The 21,023-nt window shown below is 66.4% G+C and carries 23 protein-coding genes; 13 read left to right on the top strand and 10 right to left on the bottom strand.

Annotation, left to right across the window (positions count from 1 at the left end):
- The first annotated feature begins 275 nt into the window (after window positions 1–275).
- From C8N44_RS19115 to aat, 4 genes are all read left to right on the top strand, one after another.
- Complete coding sequence (locus C8N44_RS19115) at window positions 276–788, top strand: hypothetical protein (RefSeq protein ID WP_107978367.1); 513 nt, start codon at window positions 276–278, stop codon at window positions 786–788.
- A 130-nt stretch (window positions 789–918) separates the two neighbouring features.
- On the top strand, window positions 919–1,410 hold the full coding sequence (accB, locus tag C8N44_RS19120) for an acetyl-CoA carboxylase biotin carboxyl carrier protein (RefSeq protein ID WP_107978368.1): 492 nt from the start codon (window positions 919–921) through the stop codon (window positions 1,408–1,410).
- Window positions 1,411–1,419: 9 nt separating this feature from the next.
- Window positions 1,420–2,772, top strand: coding sequence for an acetyl-CoA carboxylase biotin carboxylase subunit (accC, locus tag C8N44_RS19125; RefSeq protein ID WP_107978369.1), 1,353 nt, complete (start codon window positions 1,420–1,422; stop codon window positions 2,770–2,772).
- Between the two features lie 84 nt (window positions 2,773–2,856).
- A complete protein-coding gene (aat, locus tag C8N44_RS19130) occupies window positions 2,857–3,492 on the top strand; it encodes a leucyl/phenylalanyl-tRNA--protein transferase (RefSeq protein WP_107978370.1) in 636 nt (211 codons plus the stop codon).
- On the opposite strand, the gene C8N44_RS19135 is transcribed toward aat, so the two are convergent.
- The 3 genes from C8N44_RS19135 to C8N44_RS19145 form a co-directional block, all read right to left on the bottom strand.
- Window positions 3,456–3,806 carry a DUF2155 domain-containing protein gene (locus C8N44_RS19135; RefSeq protein WP_373282733.1) on the bottom strand — a complete coding sequence of 117 codons (351 nt, stop codon included), beginning with the start codon at window positions 3,804–3,806 and terminating at the stop codon, window positions 3,456–3,458. The two genes, aat and C8N44_RS19135, sit on opposite strands and share 37 nt — an antisense overlap.
- A 125-nt stretch (window positions 3,807–3,931) precedes the next feature.
- Complete coding sequence (gene mlaD, locus C8N44_RS19140) at window positions 3,932–4,387, bottom strand: outer membrane lipid asymmetry maintenance protein MlaD (protein WP_107978371.1); 456 nt, start codon at window positions 4,385–4,387, stop codon at window positions 3,932–3,934.
- Entirely contained in the window at window positions 4,384–4,767 is a 384-nt protein-coding gene (locus C8N44_RS19145) for an NADH:ubiquinone oxidoreductase subunit NDUFA12 (RefSeq protein WP_107978372.1), read from the bottom strand. Before C8N44_RS19145 ends, mlaD begins: the two co-directional genes overlap by 4 nt.
- A 359-nt stretch (window positions 4,768–5,126) precedes the next feature.
- Here C8N44_RS19145 and C8N44_RS19150 point away from each other — a divergent pair, with 359 nt between their 5' ends.
- Entirely contained in the window at window positions 5,127–5,987 is an 861-nt protein-coding gene (locus C8N44_RS19150; RefSeq protein WP_107978373.1) for an aldo/keto reductase, read from the top strand.
- Between the two features lie 355 nt (window positions 5,988–6,342).
- Here C8N44_RS19150 and clpX read toward each other — a convergent pair whose 3' ends face one another.
- Both clpX and C8N44_RS19160 read right to left on the bottom strand, forming a co-directional pair.
- Entirely contained in the window at window positions 6,343–7,608 is a 1,266-nt protein-coding gene (clpX, locus tag C8N44_RS19155; protein ID WP_107978374.1) for an ATP-dependent Clp protease ATP-binding subunit ClpX, read from the bottom strand.
- Window positions 7,609–7,750: 142 nt separating this feature from the next.
- Window positions 7,751–8,389: an ATP-dependent Clp protease proteolytic subunit gene (locus tag C8N44_RS19160; protein ID WP_107978375.1), complete on the bottom strand. Its 639-nt coding sequence runs from the start codon at window positions 8,387–8,389 to the stop codon at window positions 7,751–7,753.
- Between the two features lie 239 nt (window positions 8,390–8,628).
- Here C8N44_RS19160 and C8N44_RS19165 point away from each other — a divergent pair, with 239 nt between their 5' ends.
- Entirely contained in the window at window positions 8,629–9,300 is a 672-nt protein-coding gene (locus tag C8N44_RS19165; RefSeq protein WP_107978376.1) for a 50S ribosomal protein L25/general stress protein Ctc, read from the top strand.
- Window positions 9,301–9,407: 107 nt separating this feature from the next.
- On the opposite strand, the gene hmuQ is transcribed toward C8N44_RS19165, so the two are convergent.
- Entirely contained in the window at window positions 9,408–9,722 is a 315-nt protein-coding gene (gene hmuQ / locus C8N44_RS19170; protein WP_107978377.1) for a heme-degrading protein HmuQ, read from the bottom strand.
- A gap of 81 nt (window positions 9,723–9,803) precedes the next feature.
- On the opposite strand from hmuQ, the gene pth reads away from it, so the two are divergent.
- From pth to C8N44_RS19185, 3 genes are read left to right on the top strand one after another with little or no spacing between them, the layout of a single operon-like run.
- Window positions 9,804–10,496, top strand: a complete 693-nt coding sequence (gene pth / locus C8N44_RS19175) for an aminoacyl-tRNA hydrolase (RefSeq protein WP_107978378.1) — start codon at window positions 9,804–9,806, stop codon at window positions 10,494–10,496.
- Between the two features lie 53 nt (window positions 10,497–10,549).
- Window positions 10,550–11,725, top strand: coding sequence for a serine hydrolase domain-containing protein (locus C8N44_RS19180; protein WP_107978418.1), 1,176 nt, complete (start codon window positions 10,550–10,552; stop codon window positions 11,723–11,725).
- A complete protein-coding gene (locus C8N44_RS19185; protein WP_107978379.1) occupies window positions 11,722–12,099 on the top strand; it encodes a DUF2237 family protein in 378 nt (125 codons plus the stop codon). The genes C8N44_RS19180 and C8N44_RS19185 overlap by 4 nt, the downstream gene beginning before the upstream one ends.
- Before the next feature lie 394 nt (window positions 12,100–12,493).
- Here C8N44_RS19185 and trpB read toward each other — a convergent pair whose 3' ends face one another.
- A complete protein-coding gene (gene trpB, locus C8N44_RS19190; protein WP_107978380.1) occupies window positions 12,494–13,714 on the bottom strand; it encodes a tryptophan synthase subunit beta in 1,221 nt (406 codons plus the stop codon).
- 80 nt (window positions 13,715–13,794) lie between these two features.
- Window positions 13,795–15,129, bottom strand: a complete 1,335-nt coding sequence (locus C8N44_RS19195) for an MATE family efflux transporter (protein WP_107978381.1) — start codon at window positions 15,127–15,129, stop codon at window positions 13,795–13,797.
- 134 nt (window positions 15,130–15,263) lie between these two features.
- Here C8N44_RS19195 and C8N44_RS19200 point away from each other — a divergent pair, with 134 nt between their 5' ends.
- A complete protein-coding gene (locus tag C8N44_RS19200; RefSeq protein WP_107978382.1) occupies window positions 15,264–16,820 on the top strand; it encodes a DUF2252 domain-containing protein in 1,557 nt (518 codons plus the stop codon).
- A gap of 184 nt (window positions 16,821–17,004) precedes the next feature.
- On the opposite strand, the gene C8N44_RS19205 is transcribed toward C8N44_RS19200, so the two are convergent.
- A complete protein-coding gene (locus C8N44_RS19205; protein ID WP_107978383.1) occupies window positions 17,005–17,514 on the bottom strand; it encodes a PaaI family thioesterase in 510 nt (169 codons plus the stop codon).
- On the bottom strand, window positions 17,514–17,951 hold the full coding sequence (locus C8N44_RS19210; protein WP_107978384.1) for a PaaI family thioesterase: 438 nt from the start codon (window positions 17,949–17,951) through the stop codon (window positions 17,514–17,516). The genes C8N44_RS19205 and C8N44_RS19210 overlap by 1 nt, the downstream gene beginning before the upstream one ends.
- 109 nt (window positions 17,952–18,060) lie before the next feature.
- On the opposite strand from C8N44_RS19210, the gene C8N44_RS19215 reads away from it, so the two are divergent.
- The 3 genes from C8N44_RS19215 to C8N44_RS19225 all read left to right on the top strand — a co-directional run bounded on the left by C8N44_RS19215 (window position 18,061) and on the right by C8N44_RS19225 (window position 21,003).
- Window positions 18,061–18,450 (top strand): MerR family transcriptional regulator, encoded by a 390-nt coding sequence (locus C8N44_RS19215; RefSeq protein ID WP_107978385.1) that lies wholly within the window; start codon window positions 18,061–18,063, stop codon window positions 18,448–18,450.
- Window positions 18,451–18,778: 328 nt separating this feature from the next.
- The gene (locus C8N44_RS19220; RefSeq protein ID WP_107978386.1) at window positions 18,779–19,183 is read left to right on the top strand and encodes a MerR family transcriptional regulator; all 405 of its coding nucleotides are present in this window, start codon (window positions 18,779–18,781) and stop codon (window positions 19,181–19,183) included.
- Between the two features lie 38 nt (window positions 19,184–19,221).
- A complete protein-coding gene (locus tag C8N44_RS19225) occupies window positions 19,222–21,003 on the top strand; it encodes an acyl-CoA dehydrogenase C-terminal domain-containing protein (protein WP_107978387.1) in 1,782 nt (593 codons plus the stop codon).
- Window positions 21,004–21,023 lie beyond the last annotated feature (20 nt).

Below are 21,023 nucleotides of genomic sequence, written 5' to 3' on the forward strand. Positions count from 1 at the left end.
CGAAAACGACCACGACAGCCTCGGCGACACATCAACACTCGCCGACCCCTCCGTCGTCGACGACCTCATCGAACACCGCATGAACAAAGGCTGAGGCGCATCATCATTAACGGGGGCGGGCCAGAGGCCCGCCCCTTTTCGTTTCTAATCAACGCCGCACGGCCAGGCGGCGTTAACCAACAGCCCCGAAACCACCTTCACCGAACCGGCCCCGGGTGGCATCTTGATAAAGCAGAATACCCGATTCCGGTGGGGGCACTGGATGGAGCAGCGTCATGCTGACTGGTACGACCATGAGCTCTTCGCCGCTCTGGACGGGTCAACCTTTCGGCCCGCAGGCGGCACAGGAGCAGCCGAACCCCGATCAGTGGGTTCCGCCGATCACGCAGGCGCGCGACCCTGACGCGCAGCTCAATCACGGCCAGCCGCCCACGCGGTTCTGGCGCCTTGTCGGTGGCGGCCCCGATCCCGCGACCCATATCGCCCCGCCGTCGATCGTCCAGATCCGCATCACGCAGCTCCTGAACGACCAGGTCCCCGCGAACGAGAACGCACGCACGGAGGAGGCCGAGGCCCGCGCCGAAGCCGCCGAGGCCCGGGCCGAGGCCGCCGAGAGCGAGGCCGAGGTGGCCCGCGGCGAGACCACGCGTCCCGCCACCGAGGACACACCGCGCGGCGAAGCCGCAACCCGCACCGACGCCGCCAGCGCCGCTGTCGCCGCACTCGAGGATCGCGCCGCAATCGCCGCCGTCGTCCCTGCCCTGCCGGAAACCCGGGTCCAGCTCTGAATTTTAAGGCGATGCGATGTGCGGATTGTCGCAGCCCATCGCTTTTCTCTCTCCGCGGCTTGCCCTATAACCGCGCCGAAACGGGCGGGATCCCAGATCCCGCACCGCTGCAACTTCCGGCGAGGATCGCATGAGCAACGACAGGCATGACGCGGACGTGGCCTTCATCAAGGCACTGGCAGAACTTCTCCGTGAGAACGACCTCACGGAACTCAGGGTCAAACGCGACTTCGGTGAGGACGACAGCCTCGATGTGCAGGTAAGCCGCAACCAGCCCGTCGCAGCCCCCGCGCCCGTCGCAGCCCCGGCCCCTGCCCCGGTCGCCGCCGCACCGGCCGCTCCGGCCGCCGCCTCTGAGCCCGAGATGCCCGAGGATCCCGCCGCCCATCCCGGCGCGGTCACCTCGCCCATGGTCGGCACGGTCTACATGCAGCCCGAACCCGGCACGCCGTCCTTCATCGCGGTCGGCTCCACCGTCTCCGAAGGCGATACGCTGCTGATCGTCGAGGCGATGAAGACCATGAACCACATCCCCGCCCCCCGCGCGGGCACCGTCAAGCGCATCCTCGTCGAGGACGGCGCTCCCGTCGAATACGGCGCGCCCCTGGTCATCCTCGAGTAAGGGCCCGTCATGTTCGACAAGATCCTCATCGCCAACCGCGGGGAAATCGCGCTTCGCGTCATCCGCGCCTGCCGCGAGATGGGCATCGCCAGTGTCGCGGTCCATTCCACCGCCGACGCCGACGCCATGCACGTGCGCATGGCGGACGAGACCATCTGCATCGGGCCCGCTTCCTCCACCGACAGCTACCTTTCGATCCCGGCCATCATCTCGGCCTGCGAGGTCACCGGTGCCGAAGCGATCCACCCCGGCTACGGCTTTCTCTCGGAAAACGCCCGCTTCGTGCAGGTGGTCGAGGACCACGGCCTGACCTTCATCGGCCCCCGTGCCGAACACATCCGGGTCATGGGCGACAAGATCTCGGCCAAGGAGACCATGAAGAAGCTCGGCGTGCCCTGCGTGCCCGGCTCCGAGGGCGGCGTGCCCGACCTGGAGACGGCCATGCAGCTCGGTGCCGAGATGGGCTACCCGGTCATCGTCAAGGCCACCGCCGGCGGCGGCGGCCGTGGCATGAAGGTCGCCCAGAGCGCCGAGGACATGCAGCGCGCCTTCCAGACCGCGCGTGCCGAGGCCAAGGCCGCCTTCGGCAACGACGAGGTCTACATCGAGAAGTACCTGCAAAAGCCGCGCCACATCGAGATCCAGGTCTTCGGTGACGGCAAGGGCAACGCGGTGCACCTAGGCGAGCGCGACTGCTCGCTCCAGCGCCGCCACCAGAAGGTCTTCGAAGAGGCCCCCGGCCCCGAGATCACCCCCGAGAACCGCGCCCGCATCGGCAAGATCTGCGCCGACGCCGTGGCCGAGCTCGGCTACGCCGGTGCCGGCACCATCGAATTCCTCTATGAGGACGGCGAGTTCTATTTCATCGAGATGAACACGCGCCTGCAGGTGGAACACCCGGTGACCGAGGCCATCTTCGGCGTCGATCTCGTCCGCGAACAGATCCGCGTCGCCGCAGGTCAGCCGCTCTCGTTCACGCAGGACGATCTGCAGATCCTCGGCCATGCCATCGAAGTGCGCATCAACGCCGAGAAACTGCCGAACTTCTCGCCCTCGCCGGGGCAGATCACGCAGTACCACGCACCGGGCGGCCTTGGCGTGCGCATGGACAGCGCCCTCTATCAGGGCTACAAGATCCCGCCCTACTACGACAGCCTCATCGGCAAGCTCATCGTGCACGGCCGTGACCGGCCCGAGGCGCTCGCGCGCCTGCACCGTGCGCTTGGCGAGCTGATCGTGGACGGCGTCGACACCACGGTGCCGCTCTTCCACGCGCTTCTGGCCGAGCGCGACATCCTGACCGGGGATTACAACATCCACTGGCTCGAAAAGTGGCTGGAGCGCACCTTCGAGCAGGGGTAGCGTGCCGCGCATGACCTGCGCGTTTTGCCCCCTCTCATCGGACGACTGGCCCGCTCAGGGCCCGTCCGCGCCGGGGGCAGCGCCATGAGCATGACCCCCGAGCTGCTCCTGCACGCCTATCGCAGCGGCATCTTTCCCATGGCCGAAACCCGCGACGACCCGGACATCTTCTGGGTCGATCCGCGGTGGCGCGGGATCTTCCCTCTGGACGGCTTCCATATCTCTCGCAGTCTTGCCCGGCGCCTGCGGCGCGACGACTACGAGGTCACCCTGAACCGGGCCTTCGAACGCGTGATCGACGGCTGCGCCGACCGCGACGAAACCTGGATCAACGCCGAGATCCGGGCGCTCTACACCGAGCTTCACCGCGATGGGCAGGCCCACTCGATCGAGGTCTGGATGGAGGGCGACCTTGTCGGCGGTGTCTACGGTGTGGTCATCGGCAGCGCCTTCTGCGGCGAGTCGATGTTCTCGACCCGCACCGACGCTTCAAAGATCGCGCTGGCCTGGCTGGTGGACCTGCTGCGCCGGGCGGGCTTCACCCTCTTCGATACGCAGTTCGTGACGCCGCACCTCGCCTCGCTGGGCGGGATCGAGATCAGCCGCACCGCCTATCGCACGCTGCTGGCCGAGGCGCTGGAGCGGCGGGCGGATCTGGCCGCCACACCGCTTGCCGCGTCAGGTCAGGAGGTGGTGCAGCGCAGCACCCAGACGTCGTAGCGTGGGTGATCCATGGGGTTGAGCGCCGGCGATGCGGCAACCATCCAGCCGCGAAAGACCGGCTCGGGCACCCCCGCCTCGCGCACCGTCAGAAACGCATAGGCATTGCCCGAGGGATCGCCCGTCGGGTAGCGGCAGTCGCTCAGTTCGATGTCGATGCGCCCTGTTGTGGCATGACTGCCGGTCTCGAGCGTGACGTCGTTCACCTTGGCGTTGAGCTTGTCCAGCGCACGCAGCACGGCACCCGTGCCGCTTGTGACTTGCTCGCGCTGTCCCGCGGGGGGACGGTTGCGCAGGGCATCCTCGGTCGGCACCCACTGCTCCTGCGGGGCCTGCTGCTCCTGCTCCGGCGCCGGATCGAGCGGAATGACCTCCACCTCGCCCTGCGCCAGCGCGCCGACTGGAAGGGCGCACAACAGCGCCATCGCCATCCATCGCATCAGGAGCCGCCCTCGCCACCCACGAATTTCATGAGAAGGGAAATCAGGCTGACCGCCCCCTGCGTGTCCTGAATCTGGTCGCCCGGGCCATAGTAGAAGGGCGACCCGCCCGGATTGATCTCGACGAAGCTCCCCCCCAGCAGCCCTTCGGAGGCCACCACGATCGCGCTGTCGTCGGGAATCTCGATACCGTCGCGGATCGTCACCGTCGTCTCGGCCCGGTATGTTTCCGGGTCGAGGGCCACGCCCGAGACCGAACCGATCTTCACGCCCGCGAGCCGCACGTCCGTGCCCACGCCGACACCCTCGGCCGACCGGAACGATGCGCTCAGTTGATAGCCATCGCCCGCGCCGCCGAACTCCAGTCCCGTGACCTGAACGGTATACAGTCCGAAAGCCAACGCACCGGCCAGCACGACACCGCCGACCACGACCTCACCGGCCGAATGACTCATTCGGGGCTCCAGGCCTCGTAGTCACGCCGCTCGGCAGGATGCTCCCGCCGGATCGACCCTGCCGGGGCATAGGCCAGCGCCGTGCCGGTCAGGTTTTCCTGGTGCGGTTTCTCCCAGGCGCGATGCGGCAGCGGCTTCTCGGTCGGCGGCTCCTTGTAGGTGTAATGCAGCCAGCCGTGCCAGTCCGCGCTCACCCGGGTCGCCTCGGCCTCGCCGTTGAAGATCACCCAGCGACGCTTGCCGTCCTTGGTCTGGTAGAAGACGTTGCCCTGCTCGTCCTCGCCCACCTTGGTTCCGTGCCGCCACGTGTGCAGCATCGTGCTCAGCGTCGCACCGTTCCACCACGTGACCGCGCGGATGAGATAGTCGATGAACTTCATGGACGACTCCTGTCTGCCTCGGCCTCGTTATGGCGAAACGCCGGCCAAAGGTCCAGTGGTCGGGCTGCCGCATCCCCCTACCCCGCTTCCGAAAATTCGACGCGTTCGCTGGGCGGGCAGGATGTTCTGGCAGCCACCCCGGCCTCATTCATGTGCCACGCTCATGAGTAAATGCAAGTCGGGCTCAGTTATCAGAGATGGGACCCCGCACTACGTTATTTCGCGACGGACCGGCGGCGTCGGCCCGGGTCTCCGACCTGCCGCGGCTGACGCGGCGCGCATGGAACCTCGCAGCGCCGCGAAACGCTGGTCCGGCAACAAGATCGGCTCTTCGGAGCCTTTGAAGAAAGGCAAAACCAATGATCCTTGAAGAGACCTACACACTCTCCAACGGCGTCGAAATCCCAAAGCTGGGCCTCGGCACCTGGATGATCGAGGACGGAGACGTCGCCAATGCGGTCAAGACCGCCGTGGAAATGGGCTACCGCCACATCGATACCGCGCAGGCCTACATGAACGAACGTGGCGTCGGCGAAGGCGTGCGCAACTGCGGCATCGCCCGTGACAACCTCTTCGTGACCACCAAGCTCGATGCCTCGCACAAGAGCTACGAGGACGCCAAGGCGGCCATCGACGGGTCGCTCGAGGAACTCGGCCTCGACTACATTGACCTTCTGATCATCCACAGCCCGCAGCCCTGGGGCGATTTCGGCGGCGACGAGCGCTACTTCGAAGGCAACCTCGCCGCATGGCGCGCCATGGAAGAGGCCTATAACGCAGGCAAGCTGCGCGCGATCGGCGTTTCGAACTTCAAGAAACCCGACCTGCAGAACCTGCTCGACAACGCCACGGTGAAGCCGATGCTGAACCAGGTGCTCGCGCACGTGAGCAACACGCCGTTCGAGCTGATCGACTTCTGCAAGGAAAACGGCATGCTCGTCGAGGCCTACTCGCCCGTCGGCCACGGCAAGATCCTCAACAACGAGGAAATCTCCTCGATGGCCGACAAGTACGGCGTCAGCGTTCCGCAACTCTGCATCCGCTACTGCCTCGAGCTTGGCCTGCTGCCGCTGCCGAAGACCGCGAACCCCGACCACATGCGCAACAACGCCGACGTGGACTTCGCGATTTCGGCAGAGGACATGGAGACGCTCAAGAACGCCGAGCCGATCAAGGACTACGGCGACGCGAGCGAATTCCCGGTCTACGCCCACGCGTGAGCACCGGCGCCAGGACGGCGGCCCCGCCGCCACCCTGATCGATACGAACGCCCGGCTCTCCCGAGGGAGCCGGGCGTTTTCATGTGCGGGACAACCATGAGCCCGGGCCGCCCGCGGTACCGCCAAGTCTGCGGCGACGACCGGGTGCGCTTCCTGACATGCTCTTCCCGATCTGCGACGACCCATGGGGGCCAGCCGTCAGGATGTCCCCCCGTGGCTGCCATGCGCAGCTCTGCGGAGGGCCCTCGAAAGACAACCTGCCCGCCCCGCCGCCATGGCACGACCTCTCGGCACGGCCACTAAAAAGGGGCGGACCCTCACGGATCCGCCCCCGTATTTCGCGATGGAAACCGCCTCAGCTGGCAGAGGCGCCCTCCTTTTTCTGGTCCGCGTAGATCATGAGCGGCTTGGCGTCGGACGTGACGGCCTCCTCGTTCACGACGACCTCGGTCACCTCGGACATGCCCGGCAGCTCGAACATGGTGTCGAGGAGGATGCCTTCGAGGATCGACCGCAGGCCCCGGGCCCCGGTCTTGCGCGCAATGGCCTTCTTGGCGATCGCGCTCAGCGCGTCGTCGGTGAAGGTCAGCTCGGTGTCTTCCATCTCGAAGAGCCGCTGGTACTGCTTGACCAGCGCGTTCTTCGGCTGGGTCAGGATCGTGACCAGCGCTTCCTCGTCGAGGTCCTCGAGCGTGGCGACGACCGGCAGGCGGCCGACGAACTCGGGGATCAGGCCGAACTTCAGCAGGTCCTCGGGTTCGAGATCCTGGAAGACCTCGCCGATGTTGCGCGATTCCTCGTCCCGCACGTCGGCGCCAAAGCCCATGGCGCTCCCCTTGCCGCGCTGCGCGATGATCCGGTCGAGCCCGGCAAAGGCGCCACCGCAGATGAACAGGATGTTGGTCGTGTCCACCTGCAGGAATTCCTGCTGCGGATGCTTGCGCCCGCCCTGCGGCGGCACGGAAGCTACCGTACCTTCCATCAGCTTCAGCAGCGCCTGCTGAACGCCCTCGCCCGACACGTCGCGCGTTATGGACGGGTTCTCGGACTTGCGGGTGATCTTGTCGACCTCGTCGATGTAGACGATACCGCGTTGCGCCCGCTCAACGTTGTACTCGGATGCCTGAAGCAACTTGAGTATAATGTTCTCGACGTCCTCGCCCACGTAGCCCGCTTCAGTCAGCGTGGTCGCGTCCGCCATGGTGAACGGCACGTCGAGGATGCGCGCCAGCGTCTGTGCCAGCAGCGTCTTGCCGCAGCCCGTCGGGCCGATCAGCATAATGTTGGATTTCGCCAGCTCGATGTCGCTGCTCTTGGCCGCGTGGTTGAGGCGCTTGTAGTGGTTGTGCACCGCCACCGAAAGCACCCGCTTCGCCTTTGCCTGCCCGATCACGTAGTCATCGAGCACCTCGGCGATCTCACGCGGCGAAGGCACCCCGTCCGAGGACTTCAGGCCGGCGCCTTTCGTCTCCTCGCGGATGATGTCCATGCACAGCTCGACGCATTCGTCGCAGATGAACACCGTTGGGCCGGCGATCAGCTTGCGCACCTCGTGCTGGCTTTTGCCGCAGAAACTGCAGTAGAGCGTGTTCTTGCTGTCGCTGCCTGAAGTCGTCGCCATATCGTACCTTTCCCGGCCGTGTCGTCGATTTCGGCGCCGTGCCCGGCGCACCTGGCCGCCAAGTTCCGGACAGCTTAGGACACGGGTTTCGCCTCGACAATCCGAAATTTGGCCTCACGCCCGAAGGCGTGAAGCCGGACGTTCACTTGTCGCCCTTGTCGTCTTCCGGGGAGACCCGGCTCGTCACGATCTCGTCGACGTGGCCCCAGTCCACCGCCTCTTCGGGCGTCATCCACTTGTCGCGGTCCAGCGCCTCGCGGACGGTATCGTAGTCCTGGCCGGAATGCTTCATGTAGAGCTTGTACATCCGCTCGCGCGTCTGCTCGATGTGCTTGGCCGAGATCAGGATGTCCGCCGCAGTGCCCTGCGCGCCGCCGGAGGGCTGGTGCACCAGGAACTCCGCGTTCGGAAGCGAAAAGCGCAGGCCTTTTTCGCCGCCGATCGCGATGACCGACCCCATCGAGGCCGCCATGCCGCAGACCAGGGTGGAAACCTTGGGCTTGATGTACTGCATGGTGTCGTAGATCGACAGGCCCGCCACGACCGACCCGCCGGGCGAGTTGATGTACATGCTGATTTCCTTGGACGGGTTCTCCGCCTCGAGGTGCAGCAGCTGGGCAACGATCAGGCTCGACATGCCGTCGTGAACCGGGCCGTTCACGAAGATGATCCGCTCTTTCAGAAGGCGCGAGAAGATGTCGTAGGCGCGCTCGCCGCGGCTGGTCTGCTCCACCACCATGGGCACCAGCGTGTTCATGTATGTGTCTAAGGGATCCTGCATCGCCCACCTGCCGTTTTGCTGAGGATCGGGCCTAAGCCCGAAAAGTTGCTAGAGTCTTAGTTGTGCCCCGGAGCCCCCGCAAGGGGCGGGGGCAAAATCGGCCCGCGCGCGACCGCCCCGGAAACCCTTCAAAACACCGCGAATCGCGCTTGCCAACCGGGGCCTTTCCGGTTAGCAGGCAGGCCTTCACGCGGGGTGACAGCCTTGGAGGCACCCCGCCACATCTTAGGAGTTCTACAATGGCTGACGAGATTCCCGATCTCATCGCCCAGGAACGGACGGGGACAGGCAAGGGCGCCGCTCGTCAGGTTCGCCGCGAAGGCAACGTTCCGGGCATCGTATTCGGTGGCGAGAAGGATCCCCTTCCGATCCAGCTGCCCTTCAACGAGCTGATGAAGCGCCTGAAGGCCGGCCGCTTCAAGTCCACCCTCTTCAACCTCAAGGTCGAGGGCCAGGAAGACGTCCGCGTGATCTGCCGCGACGTCCAGCGCGACATCGTGAAGGACCTGCCGACGCACGTCGATTTCATGCGCCTGCGCCGTGCCTCGAAGATCAACCTCTTCATCCCCGTCGAATTCGTCGGTGAAGACGTTGCTCCCGGCATCAAGCGCGGCGGCGTGATGACCTACGTCCGCCCCGAGGTCGAACTGATCGTGACCGCAGGCGACATCCCCGAGAAGATCGTCGCGGACGTCAGCAAGATGAAGATCGGCGACACGCTGACCATCTCCTCGGTCGACCTGCCGGCCGGCGTCAAGCCGACCATCGACCGCGACTTCGTGATCTGCAACATCACCGCGCCCTCCGGTCTTGCCGCGTCGGATGACGACGAGGACGAGGGTGAGGTCGCAGCCGACGAAGTGCCCGCAGGCGCAGTCGACCAGTCCGAAGAAGCGACCGCAGACGAGTGATCTGCCGCGCCCCGGCGCGACGCTCTCGGACACGCATCAAGGCCCCCGCCATTCCCCGGCGGGGGCCTTTCTCGTTCAGGGGTCTCCGGCACGTCGAGCGCAGCCCGCTACGTTTCCAGCGCCTGCACCGTCTCGAAGACCTCCAGTTCCGGCGGCCCGAGGTACATGCCGGACGAACTGCGTGCCCCGCTGTGCGCCGCGCGAAAGGCCTCTGACTTGGTCCAGGCGACAAAGCTCTCCTCGTCGGCCCACACCGTGTGCGAGGCATAGAGGATGTGGTCCTCCCGCTCCGGCCCCTTCACGAGGTGGAAGCTCTTGAAGCCCGGCACCTCGGTCAGGTGGCTGTCGCGGCTCTTCCACATTTCCTCGAACGCCGCGGCCTGCTCTTTCACCACCTTGAAGCGGTTCATCGTGAGGTACATCTCGTCTCTCCTGCTCTGCTTGGTTGTGAAGCGCCCCGTGGCTGGCCTAGATAGGGGGGCAAGGCCGCTTCGGAGGGCAACGTGCAGATTTTCGTGGGTCTCGGCAATCCCGGGGGCAAATACGCGCAGACGCGTCACAACATCGGCTTCATGGCGGTCGACCGCATCGCCGAGGAGAACGGCTTCGGCCCGTGGAAGGCCAAGTTCCAGGGCCAGCTGACCGAAGGCCGCCTGGGCGGCGACAAGGTCGTGCTGCTCAAGCCCGAGACCTTCATGAACCTTTCGGGCCAAAGCGTGGGCGAGGCCATGCGCTTCTACAAGCTGACGCCCGAGGACGTGACCGTCTTTCACGACGAACTCGACCTCGCCCCCGGCAAGGTCAAGCTCAAGACCGGTGGCGGCCACGCGGGCCACAACGGCCTGCGCTCGATCCACGCCCACATCGGCGAGGCCTACCACCGCGTGCGCCTCGGCATCGGCCATCCGGGCCGCAAGGAGCTGGTCTCGGGCTACGTGCTGCACGATTTCGCCCGCGCCGACGCCGAGTGGCTCGACGACCTCATGCGCGGGCTTGCCGACGGGGCGCCCTACCTCGCCGACGGCGACCGCTCGCGCTTCCAGAACGCCATCGCCCAGCGCATGGGCACCGGCAAACCGGAAAAGCCCGCCCCCAAGCCAAAGGCCGAAGCGGCCCCGAAGGCTGACAGCACGCCCGATCCCGAACCGCAGGACGACCGCAGCCCTCTCCAGAAACTCGCCGACCGCTTTCGCTGAACTTGCCAGTCCGCGCCCGGCGTGAAAGCGTTGCGCGCATGGGGGAAGACACCATGCCACGAGTCCTGCGTATCACGGCGATCGTCCTTGCCGTGCTCATCGGCGCCATCGCCCTGGGCGCCGCATGGAACTGGCAGCAGGTCAAGCGTCTGCACGCGGTCGTGACGCTTTTCGATCCCGAGCGCATCGTCCATAACTTCAGCCACATGGACGAGCTTTTCGCCTCCGTCCCGGTGCTGCGTGGCGACGGCCCCTCCACCCCACTGCCCCCGGGCCGCGACCTCGTGCTGCCCGAAGGCTGGGAGGACTGGCTCGAAGAGCGCAGCGTGACCTCGGTCGTCGTGCTGCACGACGGGACACTGGTGCACGAAAGCTACGAACTCGGCACCGGCGAGAACGACCTGCGGATCTCGTGGTCGGTGGCCAAGTCCTTCCTGTCGCTGCTCTTCGGCGTTGTCCTCGAACAGGGCCGCATCGACAGCCTCGACGACCCGGTGACGAAATACGCCCCCGAGCTCGAAGGCAGCGCCTATGACGGTGCGACCATCCGCAACGTGCTGCAGATGTCCACCGGCGTGGTCTTCGACGAGGACTACATGGATTTCTGGAGCGATATCAACCGCATGGGCCGCGTTCTCGCGCTCGGGCGGTCGATGGACGGTTTCGCCGCGAGCCTCGACGAGACCGACATGGAGCCGGGCAGCGAATGGCGCTACGTCTCGATCGACACCCACGTGCTGGGCATGGTGCTGCGCGGCGCCACCCGGCGCAGCATCCCCGACCTCATGTCCGAATACATCATCCAGCCGCTCGGGGTGGAGCGCGAACCCTACTACGTCACCGACGGCGAGGGCGTGGCCTTCGTGCTCGGCGGGCTCAACATGATGACCCGCGACTATGCCCGCATGGGGCAGATGGTCCTGCGGGACGGCCGGGTCGAGGGCGAACAGGTGGTGCCCGAGGCCTGGATCCGCGAAAGCACGACCGCCTCCGCCAGCACAGCGCCCGGCGCCCTGCGCTACGGCTACCAGTGGTGGATGCCCGCCGATGCCGAGGGCGGCGAACTGCTTGCCCGCGGCGTCTATGGCCAATACGTCTACATTGACCCGGCAAGTGACGTGGTCATCGCCACGACGGGCGCCGACCGGGATTTCCGCAAGGACGGCGCCTTCGATCAGTCACTCGGGATGTTCCGGCAGGTCGCCGATCAGTTGAGCGAGGCGCCATGATACAGAAAGATCCCGAAATCAACGTGCTGGGTGACGCGCTTCATCCCTGCTCGACCGAGCCGATGACCGGTTTCTTCCGCGACGGCCACTGCAACACCTGCGTGCAGGACCAGGGCAGCCACACGGTCTGCGCCGTGATGACCGCCGAGTTCCTCGCCTTCTCGGCCTACGTGGGCAACGACCTCAGCACCCCGCGCCCCGAGTTCGGCTTTGCCGGCCTGAAGCCCGGCGACAGCTGGTGCCTCTGCGCCAGCCGGTTTCTGCAAGCCCACGATGAGGGTTGCGCCCCGAAGGTGAACCTCGACGCCACGCACCGGCGCGCGCTCGACGTCGTTCCCCTGCGCGTGCTTCAGGCGCACTGCGCCGAAGGCTGAGGATCAGGCGCCAAGCCGTTGGCGCCAGACCGGTATTAGGTTCCCCCGTCCCGGAGGATGAGCGCACCCCGCGCCATGGCTCGCGCCGACGCTTTCCTTATTGCAACTTTTAGCGTCATGTTCGGCGACCTATCGGCACTTCCCTGACCTAAATCGAACCTTTGCGCGATTGGGCCCAGAATCTGGCAGCACTGAAGCAGGGCTACACAGCAGCACGGGCAGGACCCGCATGACCGACGAAAGTTTCAGGCAATGGCCGAAGCGTTGGCCCGGCGAGGCTGCCGCCCCTCGTTCCGGGCCAGGCGGAGCGCCGACCAGAGAAGCCCTCTACCAAAAAAAAGAAGAGCGGCCCGCCAAGGCCGCTCCTCCAATCCTGCAAAGGTCCCGAAGGAACTCAGCCCATGTCGAAGCCCAAGTGCTTGGCCACGGCGTAGATGTCCTTGTCGCCCCGACCGCACATGTTCATGCAGATCACGTGGTCCTTCGGCAGCTCCGGCGCGATCTTCATGACATGCGCCAGCGCGTGGCTCGGCTCCAGCGCCGGGATGATGCCCTCCAGCGCGCAGGACAGCTGGAACGCCTCCAGCGCCTCCTTGTCGGTGATCGAGACATACTCGGCCCGGCCCACGTCCTTCAGCCAGGCGTGCTCGGGCCCGATGCCCGGGTAATCCAGCCCCGCCGAGATCGAGAAGCCTTCGAGGATCTGCCCGTCGTCGTCCTGCAGCAGGTAGGTCCGGTTGCCGTGCAGCACGCCTGGGCGCCCGCCCGTCAGCGAGGCACAGTGCTCCATCTTGTCGTCGACACCCTTGCCGCCGGCCTCGACCCCGATGATACGCACATCTGGATCGTCGAGGAACGGGTGGAACAACCCCATGGCGTTCGACCCGCCGCCGATCGCCGCGATGACCGTGTCGGGCAGCCGGCCCTCGGCCTCGTGCATCTGCTCGCGCACTTCCTTGCCGATGATCGACTGGAAATCGCGCACCATCGCCGGATACGGATGCGGCCCCGCCACCGTGCCGATGCAGTAGAAGGTGTCGCGCACGTTGGTCACCCAGTCGCGCAGCGCGTCGTTCATCGCGTCCTTCAGCGTGCCCCTGCCCGAGGTCACCGGCACCACCTCGGCGCCCAGCAGCTTCATGCGGAACACGTTGGGCTGCTGGCGCTCCACGTCGTGGGCACCCATGTAGACCACGCACTTCAGACCGAACTTGGCGCAGACCGTGGCGGTGGCCACGCCGTGCTGCCCGGCGCCGGTCTCGGCGATGATCCGGTCCTTGCCCATGCGCTTGGCCAGGATGATCTGCCCCAGCACGTTGTTGATCTTGTGCGCGCCCGTGTGGTTCAGCTCGTCGCGCTTCATGTAGATCTTGGCACCGCCCAGGTGCTCGCTCAGCCGCTCGGCATGATAAAGCGGCGAGGGCCGGCCGACGTAGTGCTTCCAGAGGAAGTCCATCTCGTCCCAGAAGCTCTGGTCGGTCTTGGCGTGCTCGTACTGTTCCTCGAGTTCGAGGATCAGCGGCATGAGCGTTTCCGACACGAACCGCCCGCCGTAGAGGCCGAAGCGCCCCTTGTCGTCCGGACCGGTCATGAAGCTGTTGACGAGGTCGTCCATCTGCCCTCTCCCACTGCGATGCTGCCGGTCTCTCTACGCCAGCAGACGCCCCGGTGACCAGAGGCAAATCGCGCCTCTGCTCAGGCCGCGGCCCGCTCCAATGCCGGGTAGCGCAGCGCCAGCGTCACCCCCCGCACCACGAAGCAGATCATGAGCGACGCCCAGAGCCCGTGGTTGCCCATCAGCGGCAGCAGCACCGCGACCGAGGCGACGTAGACCGCGAAGGACACCAGCATCATGTTCCGCATGTCGCCGGTGCGCGTCGCGCCGATGAAGATCCCGTCCAGCATCCAGGCCGCCAGCCCCAGCAGCGGCGCCGCCGCCATCCACGGCAGGTAGACCCGCGCCTCCGCCTGCACCTCGGGCGCCTTGGCCAGCAGGTCGATCACCCAGGGGCCTCCGAACCAGAAGCCCAGCGCCAGCCCGATCACCAGCCCCAGCCCCCAGAGCGACGACACCCAGGCCGCCCGGCGCAACGTGGCCAGCGCCCGCGCGCCGATCGCATGGCCCACCAGCGCCTCGGCGGCAAAGGCAAACCCGTCGAGCGCAAAGGCCGTGATCTCGAGGAACTGCAACAGCACCTGGTTCGCCGCCAGCGTCACGTCCCCAAAGTCCGAGGCCAGGAACAGGAAGGACACGAAGACCGCCTGCAGCAGCGCCGAGCGGATCAGGATGTCCGAGTTGACCCGCGCCATGTTCACCAGCCGCGCCCGGTCGAAGACCCGCGCCCAGTCGCGCCAGTCCGGCACACGGAACGCCGCCCGGCACAGCCACAGCCCCATGGCCAGCCCCGACCACTCGGCGATGAAGGTCGCCACGGCCACCCCGCGCACGCCCCAGTCGAAGCCCAGCACGAACAGCAGGTCGAGCGCGATGTTCACCCCGTTCATCCAGACTTGCAGCATCAGCACGCCCCGCGTCCGCTCGGCCGCGATCAGCCAGCCGATGATGCCGTAGATCGCGATGGCCGCCGGCGCCGACCAGACCCGGATCGCCATGTAGCCGCGCGCCAGATCCTCGACCTCTTCGCTCGCGGGCGCCAGCCGGAAGGCCCCCCAGAACAGCGGCACCTGGCACAGGATCATCACCGCCCCGGCGCCCAGCCCGATCATCAGCGCGCGGGTCAGCAGCGCCGCCACCTCCGGCCCGTTGCCCTGCCCCCGCGCCTGCGCGGCAAGCCCCGTGGTCCCCATCCGCAGGAACCCGAAGATCCAGTAGACCGCCGTCAGCACCATGGCCCCGATGCCCACCGCACCGATCGGCGCCGCCTCGCCGATCTGGCCCACCACGCCCGTGTCCACCAGCCCCAGGAGCGGTACCGTCGCGTTCGAGATCACGATGGGCACGGCGATGCGCAGCACCCGGCCATGCGTGATCTGGCCCGGGTCGCGAACGGGGGTCTCGGCAAGGCTCATGAACGGGCTCCGGGCAATCACAAACCCCGCTGTCCTGCGCCGCGCGGGACCGGTTTGCAAGGCCCCGCCCCCGCCAAGAGAGGAACTTCCGTTTTCGCGACCGCGTTGCCCGTGAACCGCAGGAGGATCAGCAGATGGCCGCGACGAAGACGCGCAACGGCAAGACGACCGGCACCGGCAGCAAACAGACGTCCGGCACCAGCAGGAGGGCAAGCCAGGCCTCCGGCAAGGCGAAATCCGCCAACACCGGAACCAACGGCAAGTCCAATGCCAAGGCCTCCCCCGGCGTCGGCACCGAGAAAGCGACCAAGGCCGAAATCGTCCAGCCGGTCGTGAAATCGGAGGGCCGGGTCGAGGCCTTCCGCGATCTGGCCCGCCGCGTCGCGGCGGGCGACGTGATCATCCCGCCGCGCCTCTTCACCGGGCTAGACCGGCGCAACCATGTCCGCGCCACCCTGCGCGAGGATCACCAGACCCGGATCGAGGACCAGTCCCACGGCGCCAAGCAGAAGTTCGAAAAGCTTGCGGGCTCCCGCTTTGCCTTCTTCCGCGGCACGCAGCTGCTCTTCTACCGCGACATGGTGGGCACCGATGGCCACATGCCCACGGTCCTCGCCCTCGGCGACGTGCACCCGGAAAACTTCGGCGTCATGCCCAACAAGGACGGCGTGCCGATCTTCTCGGTCAACGACTTCGACGAAGCGATCTACGCCCCCTTCACCTGGGACATCAAGCGCGCCGCGGTGGGCTTCTGGATCGCCGCCAAGGAGGAAGGCGACCTCGGTCGCGGCCAGCGGCGCAAGGTGGTGCGCGCCTTCGTCAACGGCTACCTTGACGCCATCGAGGGCTACGCCTCGCACGAGACGGAAAAATCCGACGCGTTCCGCATGGACAACTCTCCCAAGGTGATCCGGCGCCTCTTCGAGGAAGCCTGGGAAGAGCGCGAGGAGTGGCTCTGGGACGACTACCTCAAGCCATCGGGCAAGGGCTTCCGCGCCGATGACGAACTTCAGCCCATCTCCTCCCAGATCGAGACCTTCCAGAAGGCGGTGAACGACCTCGCGAAGGCCAACAAGCTCGACGTACCCGACCGCTCGCCCGAGCTGAAGGTCAAGGACGTCTGCGTCCGCCACGGTCAGGGCACCTCCTCGCTCGGTCTGCCGCGCTACTACGTGCTGCTCGAGGGGCCGTCGAAGAACGCCACCGACGACGTCATCGTCGAGTTCAAGAAGGCCCGCCGCTCGGCGCTCGACGGGCTCACGCCCCCCAGCGACTTCCACGCCGGCGACAAGGGCGACCGCATCGCCCACGGCCAGCAGGTCCAGCTCGCCCACGGCGACGTCTTCTTCGGCGCGGTCGAGATCAACGGCGAAAGCTACATGAGCCGCGAACGCGCGCCCTTCCGCGACGACATCGACCTCGACGAGCTCTCCAAGAAGACCTGGCGCAAGTATGCCCATGTCTGCGGCCAGGCCCTGGCACAGGCGCACGCGCTTTCCGACGATCTCGGCCAGGTCGACTACGACGTCGAACCCTCGATCATCGCCGCCTGCCAGCCACGCAAGCTCTTCGTGGAAGACCTGCTGCGCTTCACAGTGGAAACCGCGGACCGGCTCAAGCAGGACCACAAGGCTTTCATCGAGGACTTCGAGGCCGGCGCCTTCGACAGCATCGACATGATCTACCGCTGACCCGTGCCGCACCCCCGGGCTTCTTCTTGGCATAAATATTCCGGGGGAGGCCCGCAGGGCCGGGGGCAGAGCCCCCTCTTTCCCCGGCCATCCAAGGAAAACCACTTAAGCCCCGGTTAACGCGATCGGCCAAGCCCTTGATTCAAAACGGCGCGCCTAACCGTCCCTGCCCGGGACAGGCCTTTCAGCCCTCGTCGCGCGGCATCAGGAAATGCGCCGTCGCCTCGGCGATGGGGCGTGCCCGGTTGTCCTGCCAGGCCATGGCCCGGACCGAGGCATAGCGCCGCCCGGCGCGGGTCACCTGGGCGCGCGCATAGGCATCCCGTGGCAGGCCGGAACGCAGGAAGTCCACGGTGAAATCGATGGTCTTGGGCAGCCGCGGCAGGCTCTCGGGACCAAGGCTCGCGGGATCGAGCGCGCCGGATTCGATGTCCTCCCAGAGCCAGGACCAGCTCAGCGAGATCATCGCCGTCACCTCGAGGAAGGCCGCCGTCACGCCCCCGTGCAGCGCCGGCAGCACCGGGTTACCGATCAGCTTCTCGTCGTAGGGCAAAAGCGCCGTCAGCTCGTCGCCGCGCCGGTCGAAGCGGATGCCGAGGTACTGGATGTAGGGCACGCCCTCCACCAGCGCCGCGAGCGCCGCGTCGCGCCGCTGCTTGACCACCTGCACGGGATCGGGGGCCGGTCGGGACATCACGCGCCCTCCACGGTGAAGACGCCCGTCGCCGCGGCCACCGGCCGCTCGCGATCCTCGTCGAAGGCCTGCGCCCGCACGAACGCCACCGAGCGGGTCACGTGATGACAGGTGGCCCGTGCCACGATCGCCTGCCCCGGCGTCGCGGTCCGCATGTAGTCGATCCGCAGGTCGATCGTCGCCGTGGTCGCCGGTGCCGAGGGGTGGCACATGACCGCCGCCCCGCCGCAGGTGTCCATCAGGGCCGAAACCGCGCCGCCGTGCATGACCCCGCTCGCCGGGTCGCCGACGAAGCGCGCGTCGTATGGCATGCGAATCTCCGCCACCCCCTGGCCAATCTCGGTGATCACCATCCCCAGCGCCCTGGCGTGGGGAATCGTCTCGACGAACTGGCGCGCGATCCGCGTCTCGTCGGCCCTGCGGCTGTCATCACTCATCGGCTGCTCCCTCTGCCCCGGTTATCGCGCTCCCCAAACGACATCGCAAGGCCGCCGCATATTGCCCTTCGCCCTGTGGTTGCCTAGGTTTCCGGCGAGGGGGAAAGGAATGTCCGAGACACGGCTCAGTTTCAAGGAAATGTGCGCACGCTTCGACGTGACGCCGAGGACTCTGCGCTACTACGAATACATCGAGCTGCTGAACCCGGAACGCGAAGGCCGCTCGCGCTACTACGGCCCGCGCGAGATCGCCCGCATGAAGCTCATCCTGCGCGGTCGGCGCTGGGGCTTCCAGCTCGAGGATATCCGCCAGTGGCTGATGATCTACGAGGAACAGGGCAACGAGGCCCAGATGCAGGCCTGGCTCGAACTCTCGGCCCGCCAGCTCGAGACCCTGAAGGAAGAGCAGCGTCAGCTCGCCACCGCCATCGACGAACTCCAGGCCACGCGCGAGGATGTCGAGCGGCAGATCCGAGATGGCCGCAAGCACGAAGGCTAGGCGGGAACCCGCGCCCGGGAAGTGACGCGGCGGCATGGTCGCGCCGTTTTTACCGGCCGGTCAAATTTCCCTCTCGAATCTTGGGACCCCAAGGTATATCCGGCGCGTTACCCGAACAAGTAACCCTGTGACTTCCATCGGAAATCCACCGCTGCGAGATGCTCTTGGCGCTAACAATGTTACCGGCAACACGGCATGACCTTGCCTGATCTTACGTCAGCCCAAAAGTGACGCAGCGTCCCGGTTACGTCAACCACGACCGGCATTGTAAGGAGGTGCGAGAAGCTGCACCTCCGCCGGCCAGCCGACCGACGCGAGGACCCACCAAATGAAAGACGACCAGGTGATGACGATCCGTGAAATGTGCGACGCCTTCGGCGTAACACCCCGGACGTTGCGCTTTTACGAGCAGAAGGAACTGCTGTTCCCGATCCGCGAGGGCCAGAAGCGGCTCTTCACGCGACGCGACCGGGCACGGCTCAAGCTGATCCTGCGCGGCAAGCGCTTCGGGTTCAGCCTCGAGGAAATCCGGCAGCTGCTGGACCTCTACCACCAGGGCGACGAGCAGAAGACTCAGCTCGAACGCACCTACGAAGTCGCCAAGGAGCGCCTCGCGGATCTCGTCCGCCAGCGCGACGAACTCAACGCCGCCATCGGCGAGCTCGACGACCAGATGAAATGGGCGGAACGCATGCTCGCGTCGATGGACAACCAAAAGCGCGCGGTGGGCTGAGGAGGCCGCCGCCGACCACCGCAGGGAGAGAGACCACCATGCCCGTCTACAAGGCCCCCGTCACGGACCAGATGTTCGTGCTGCACGACGTGCTCAGGATCGCGGAGCAGGAAATCCCCGGCTACGCCGATCTCGACCGCGACACGACACAGGCCATCCTGGACGAGGCCGCGAAGCTCTCCGAAAACGTGCTCGCCCCCCTCAACCCGGTGGGCGACGCGCAGGGGTGCAAGCTGGAAAACGGCGTCGTCCGCACGCCCGACGGCTTCAAAGACGCTTTTGACCAGGTGCGCGACGGCGGCTGGACGGCGCTGGACTGCGATCCCGACTACGGCGGCCAAGGTCTGCCCTACGTGGTCGCCACGGCGGTGGGCGAGATGTTCTCGTCCGCCAACATGGCCTTCAACATGTACCAGGGCCTGACCCACGGCGCCTACAACGCCATCCACGCCCACGGCAGCGAAGACCAGAAACGCACCTACCTGCCGAAGATGGTCAGTTGCGAATGGGGCGGCACCATGAACCTGACCGAGCCGCACTGCGGCACGGACCTCGGGCTCATCCGCACCAAGGCGGTGCCTCAGGATGACGACACCTACAGCATCACCGGCCAGAAGATCTGGATCTCGGCCGGCGAGCACGACATGTGCGACAACATCATCCACCTGGTGCTCGCCAAGCTGCCCGACGCGCCCGAGGGCACCAAGGGCATCTCCCTCTTCATCGTGCCCAAGTTCATGGTGAACGAGGACGGCAGCCTCGGCGACCGCAACAGCCTCTCCTGCGGCGGTCTCGAGGAGAAGATGGGCATCCACGGCAACGCCACCTGCGTGATGAACTACGACGGGGCCAAGGGCTTCCTCGTGGGCGAGCCGCATAAGGGCATGCGCGCCATGTTCACAATGATGAACGAGGCCCGCCTCGGCGTGGGCCTGCAGGGCTACGCCCAGGGCGCGGTCGCCTACCAGAACGCGCTGGCCTTCGCCCAGGACCGCCTGCAGGGCCGCGACGTGACCGGCACCAAGAACCCGGAAGGACCCGCCGATCCCATCATCGTGCACCCCGACGTGCGCCGGAACCTGATGGACCAGAAAAGCTTCATCGAGGGCGCCCGCGCCTTCACCTACTGGGGCGCCGAGATGATCGACCGCTCGCATCTGGCCGGTGACGCCGATGCCGAGGGCATGATCTCGCTGCTCACCCCGGTCATCAAGGGCTTCCTCACCGACAAGGGCTTCGAGACCACGGTGCTCGCGCAGCAGACGCTGGGCGGCTCGGGCTTCACCCGCGAATGGGGTCTGGAACAGTTCGTCCGCGACGCCCGCATCACCATGATCTACGAGGGCACCAACGGCATCCAGTCGCTCGACCTCGTGGGGCGCAAGCTGGCGCAGGACGGCGGCAAGCACGTCATGGCCTTCTTCGACATGGTCAAGGGCTTCATCGCCGAGAACAAGGGCACCGACGCCGACATCGACGCGCAGTTCCTCGAGCCGCTCAAGAAGGCCAGCAAGGACCTCCAGGCCGCCGGCATGTACTTCATGCAGAACGGCATGAAGACCCCCAACAACGCGCTCTCGGGCTCCTACGACTTCATGCACCTCTTCGGGCACGTCTGCCTCGGGTTCATGTGGTCCAAGATGGCGCTTGCCGCCAAGGCAGGCCTCGCCTCGGGCAGCGGCGACGCCGCGTTCTACGAGACGAAACTGGCCACGGGGCGGTATTACATGGCCCGTCAGCTGCCCATGACCGGCACGCACCTGGCCCGGATCGAGACCGGCGCGGACACGGTCATGGCGCTCGACGCCGCCAGCTTCTGAGCCCGCGGGGCCCGCGCCCC

It is taken from the genome of Allosediminivita pacifica (genome assembly GCF_003054175.1).
Classification (GTDB): domain Bacteria; phylum Pseudomonadota; class Alphaproteobacteria; order Rhodobacterales; family Rhodobacteraceae; genus Allosediminivita; species Allosediminivita pacifica.

Bases quoted from the DNA above. Each gene is read 5' to 3' on its own strand.
- C8N44_RS19115 (WP_107978367.1), top strand. From the start codon at position 276: ATGCTGACTGGTACGACCATGAGCTCTTCGCCGCTCTGGACGGGTCAA.
- accB (WP_107978368.1), top strand. From the start codon at position 919: ATGAGCAACGACAGGCATGACGCGGACGTGGCCTTCATCAAGGCACTG.
- accC (WP_107978369.1), top strand. From the start codon at position 1,420: ATGTTCGACAAGATCCTCATCGCCAACCGCGGGGAAATCGCGCTTCGC.
- aat (WP_107978370.1), top strand. From the start codon at position 2,857: ATGAGCATGACCCCCGAGCTGCTCCTGCACGCCTATCGCAGCGGCATC.
- mlaD (WP_107978371.1), bottom strand. From the start codon at position 4,387: ATGAGTCATTCGGCCGGTGAGGTCGTGGTCGGCGGTGTCGTGCTGGCC.
- C8N44_RS19145 (WP_107978372.1), bottom strand. From the start codon at position 4,767: ATGAAGTTCATCGACTATCTCATCCGCGCGGTCACGTGGTGGAACGGT.
- C8N44_RS19150 (WP_107978373.1), top strand. From the start codon at position 5,127: ATGATCCTTGAAGAGACCTACACACTCTCCAACGGCGTCGAAATCCCA.
- clpX (WP_107978374.1), bottom strand. From the start codon at position 7,608: ATGGCGACGACTTCAGGCAGCGACAGCAAGAACACGCTCTACTGCAGT.
- C8N44_RS19160 (WP_107978375.1), bottom strand. From the start codon at position 8,389: ATGCAGGATCCCTTAGACACATACATGAACACGCTGGTGCCCATGGTG.
- C8N44_RS19165 (WP_107978376.1), top strand. From the start codon at position 8,629: ATGGCTGACGAGATTCCCGATCTCATCGCCCAGGAACGGACGGGGACA.
- hmuQ (WP_107978377.1), bottom strand. From the start codon at position 9,722: ATGTACCTCACGATGAACCGCTTCAAGGTGGTGAAAGAGCAGGCCGCG.
- C8N44_RS19180 (WP_107978418.1), top strand. From the start codon at position 10,550: ATGCCACGAGTCCTGCGTATCACGGCGATCGTCCTTGCCGTGCTCATC.
- C8N44_RS19185 (WP_107978379.1), top strand. From the start codon at position 11,722: ATGATACAGAAAGATCCCGAAATCAACGTGCTGGGTGACGCGCTTCAT.
- trpB (WP_107978380.1), bottom strand. From the start codon at position 13,714: ATGGACGACCTCGTCAACAGCTTCATGACCGGTCCGGACGACAAGGGG.
- C8N44_RS19195 (WP_107978381.1), bottom strand. From the start codon at position 15,129: ATGAGCCTTGCCGAGACCCCCGTTCGCGACCCGGGCCAGATCACGCAT.
- C8N44_RS19200 (WP_107978382.1), top strand. From the start codon at position 15,264: ATGGCCGCGACGAAGACGCGCAACGGCAAGACGACCGGCACCGGCAGC.
- C8N44_RS19205 (WP_107978383.1), bottom strand. From the start codon at position 17,514: ATGTCCCGACCGGCCCCCGATCCCGTGCAGGTGGTCAAGCAGCGGCGC.
- C8N44_RS19210 (WP_107978384.1), bottom strand. From the start codon at position 17,951: ATGAGTGATGACAGCCGCAGGGCCGACGAGACGCGGATCGCGCGCCAG.
- C8N44_RS19215 (WP_107978385.1), top strand. From the start codon at position 18,061: ATGTCCGAGACACGGCTCAGTTTCAAGGAAATGTGCGCACGCTTCGAC.
- C8N44_RS19220 (WP_107978386.1), top strand. From the start codon at position 18,779: ATGAAAGACGACCAGGTGATGACGATCCGTGAAATGTGCGACGCCTTC.
- C8N44_RS19225 (WP_107978387.1), top strand. From the start codon at position 19,222: ATGCCCGTCTACAAGGCCCCCGTCACGGACCAGATGTTCGTGCTGCAC.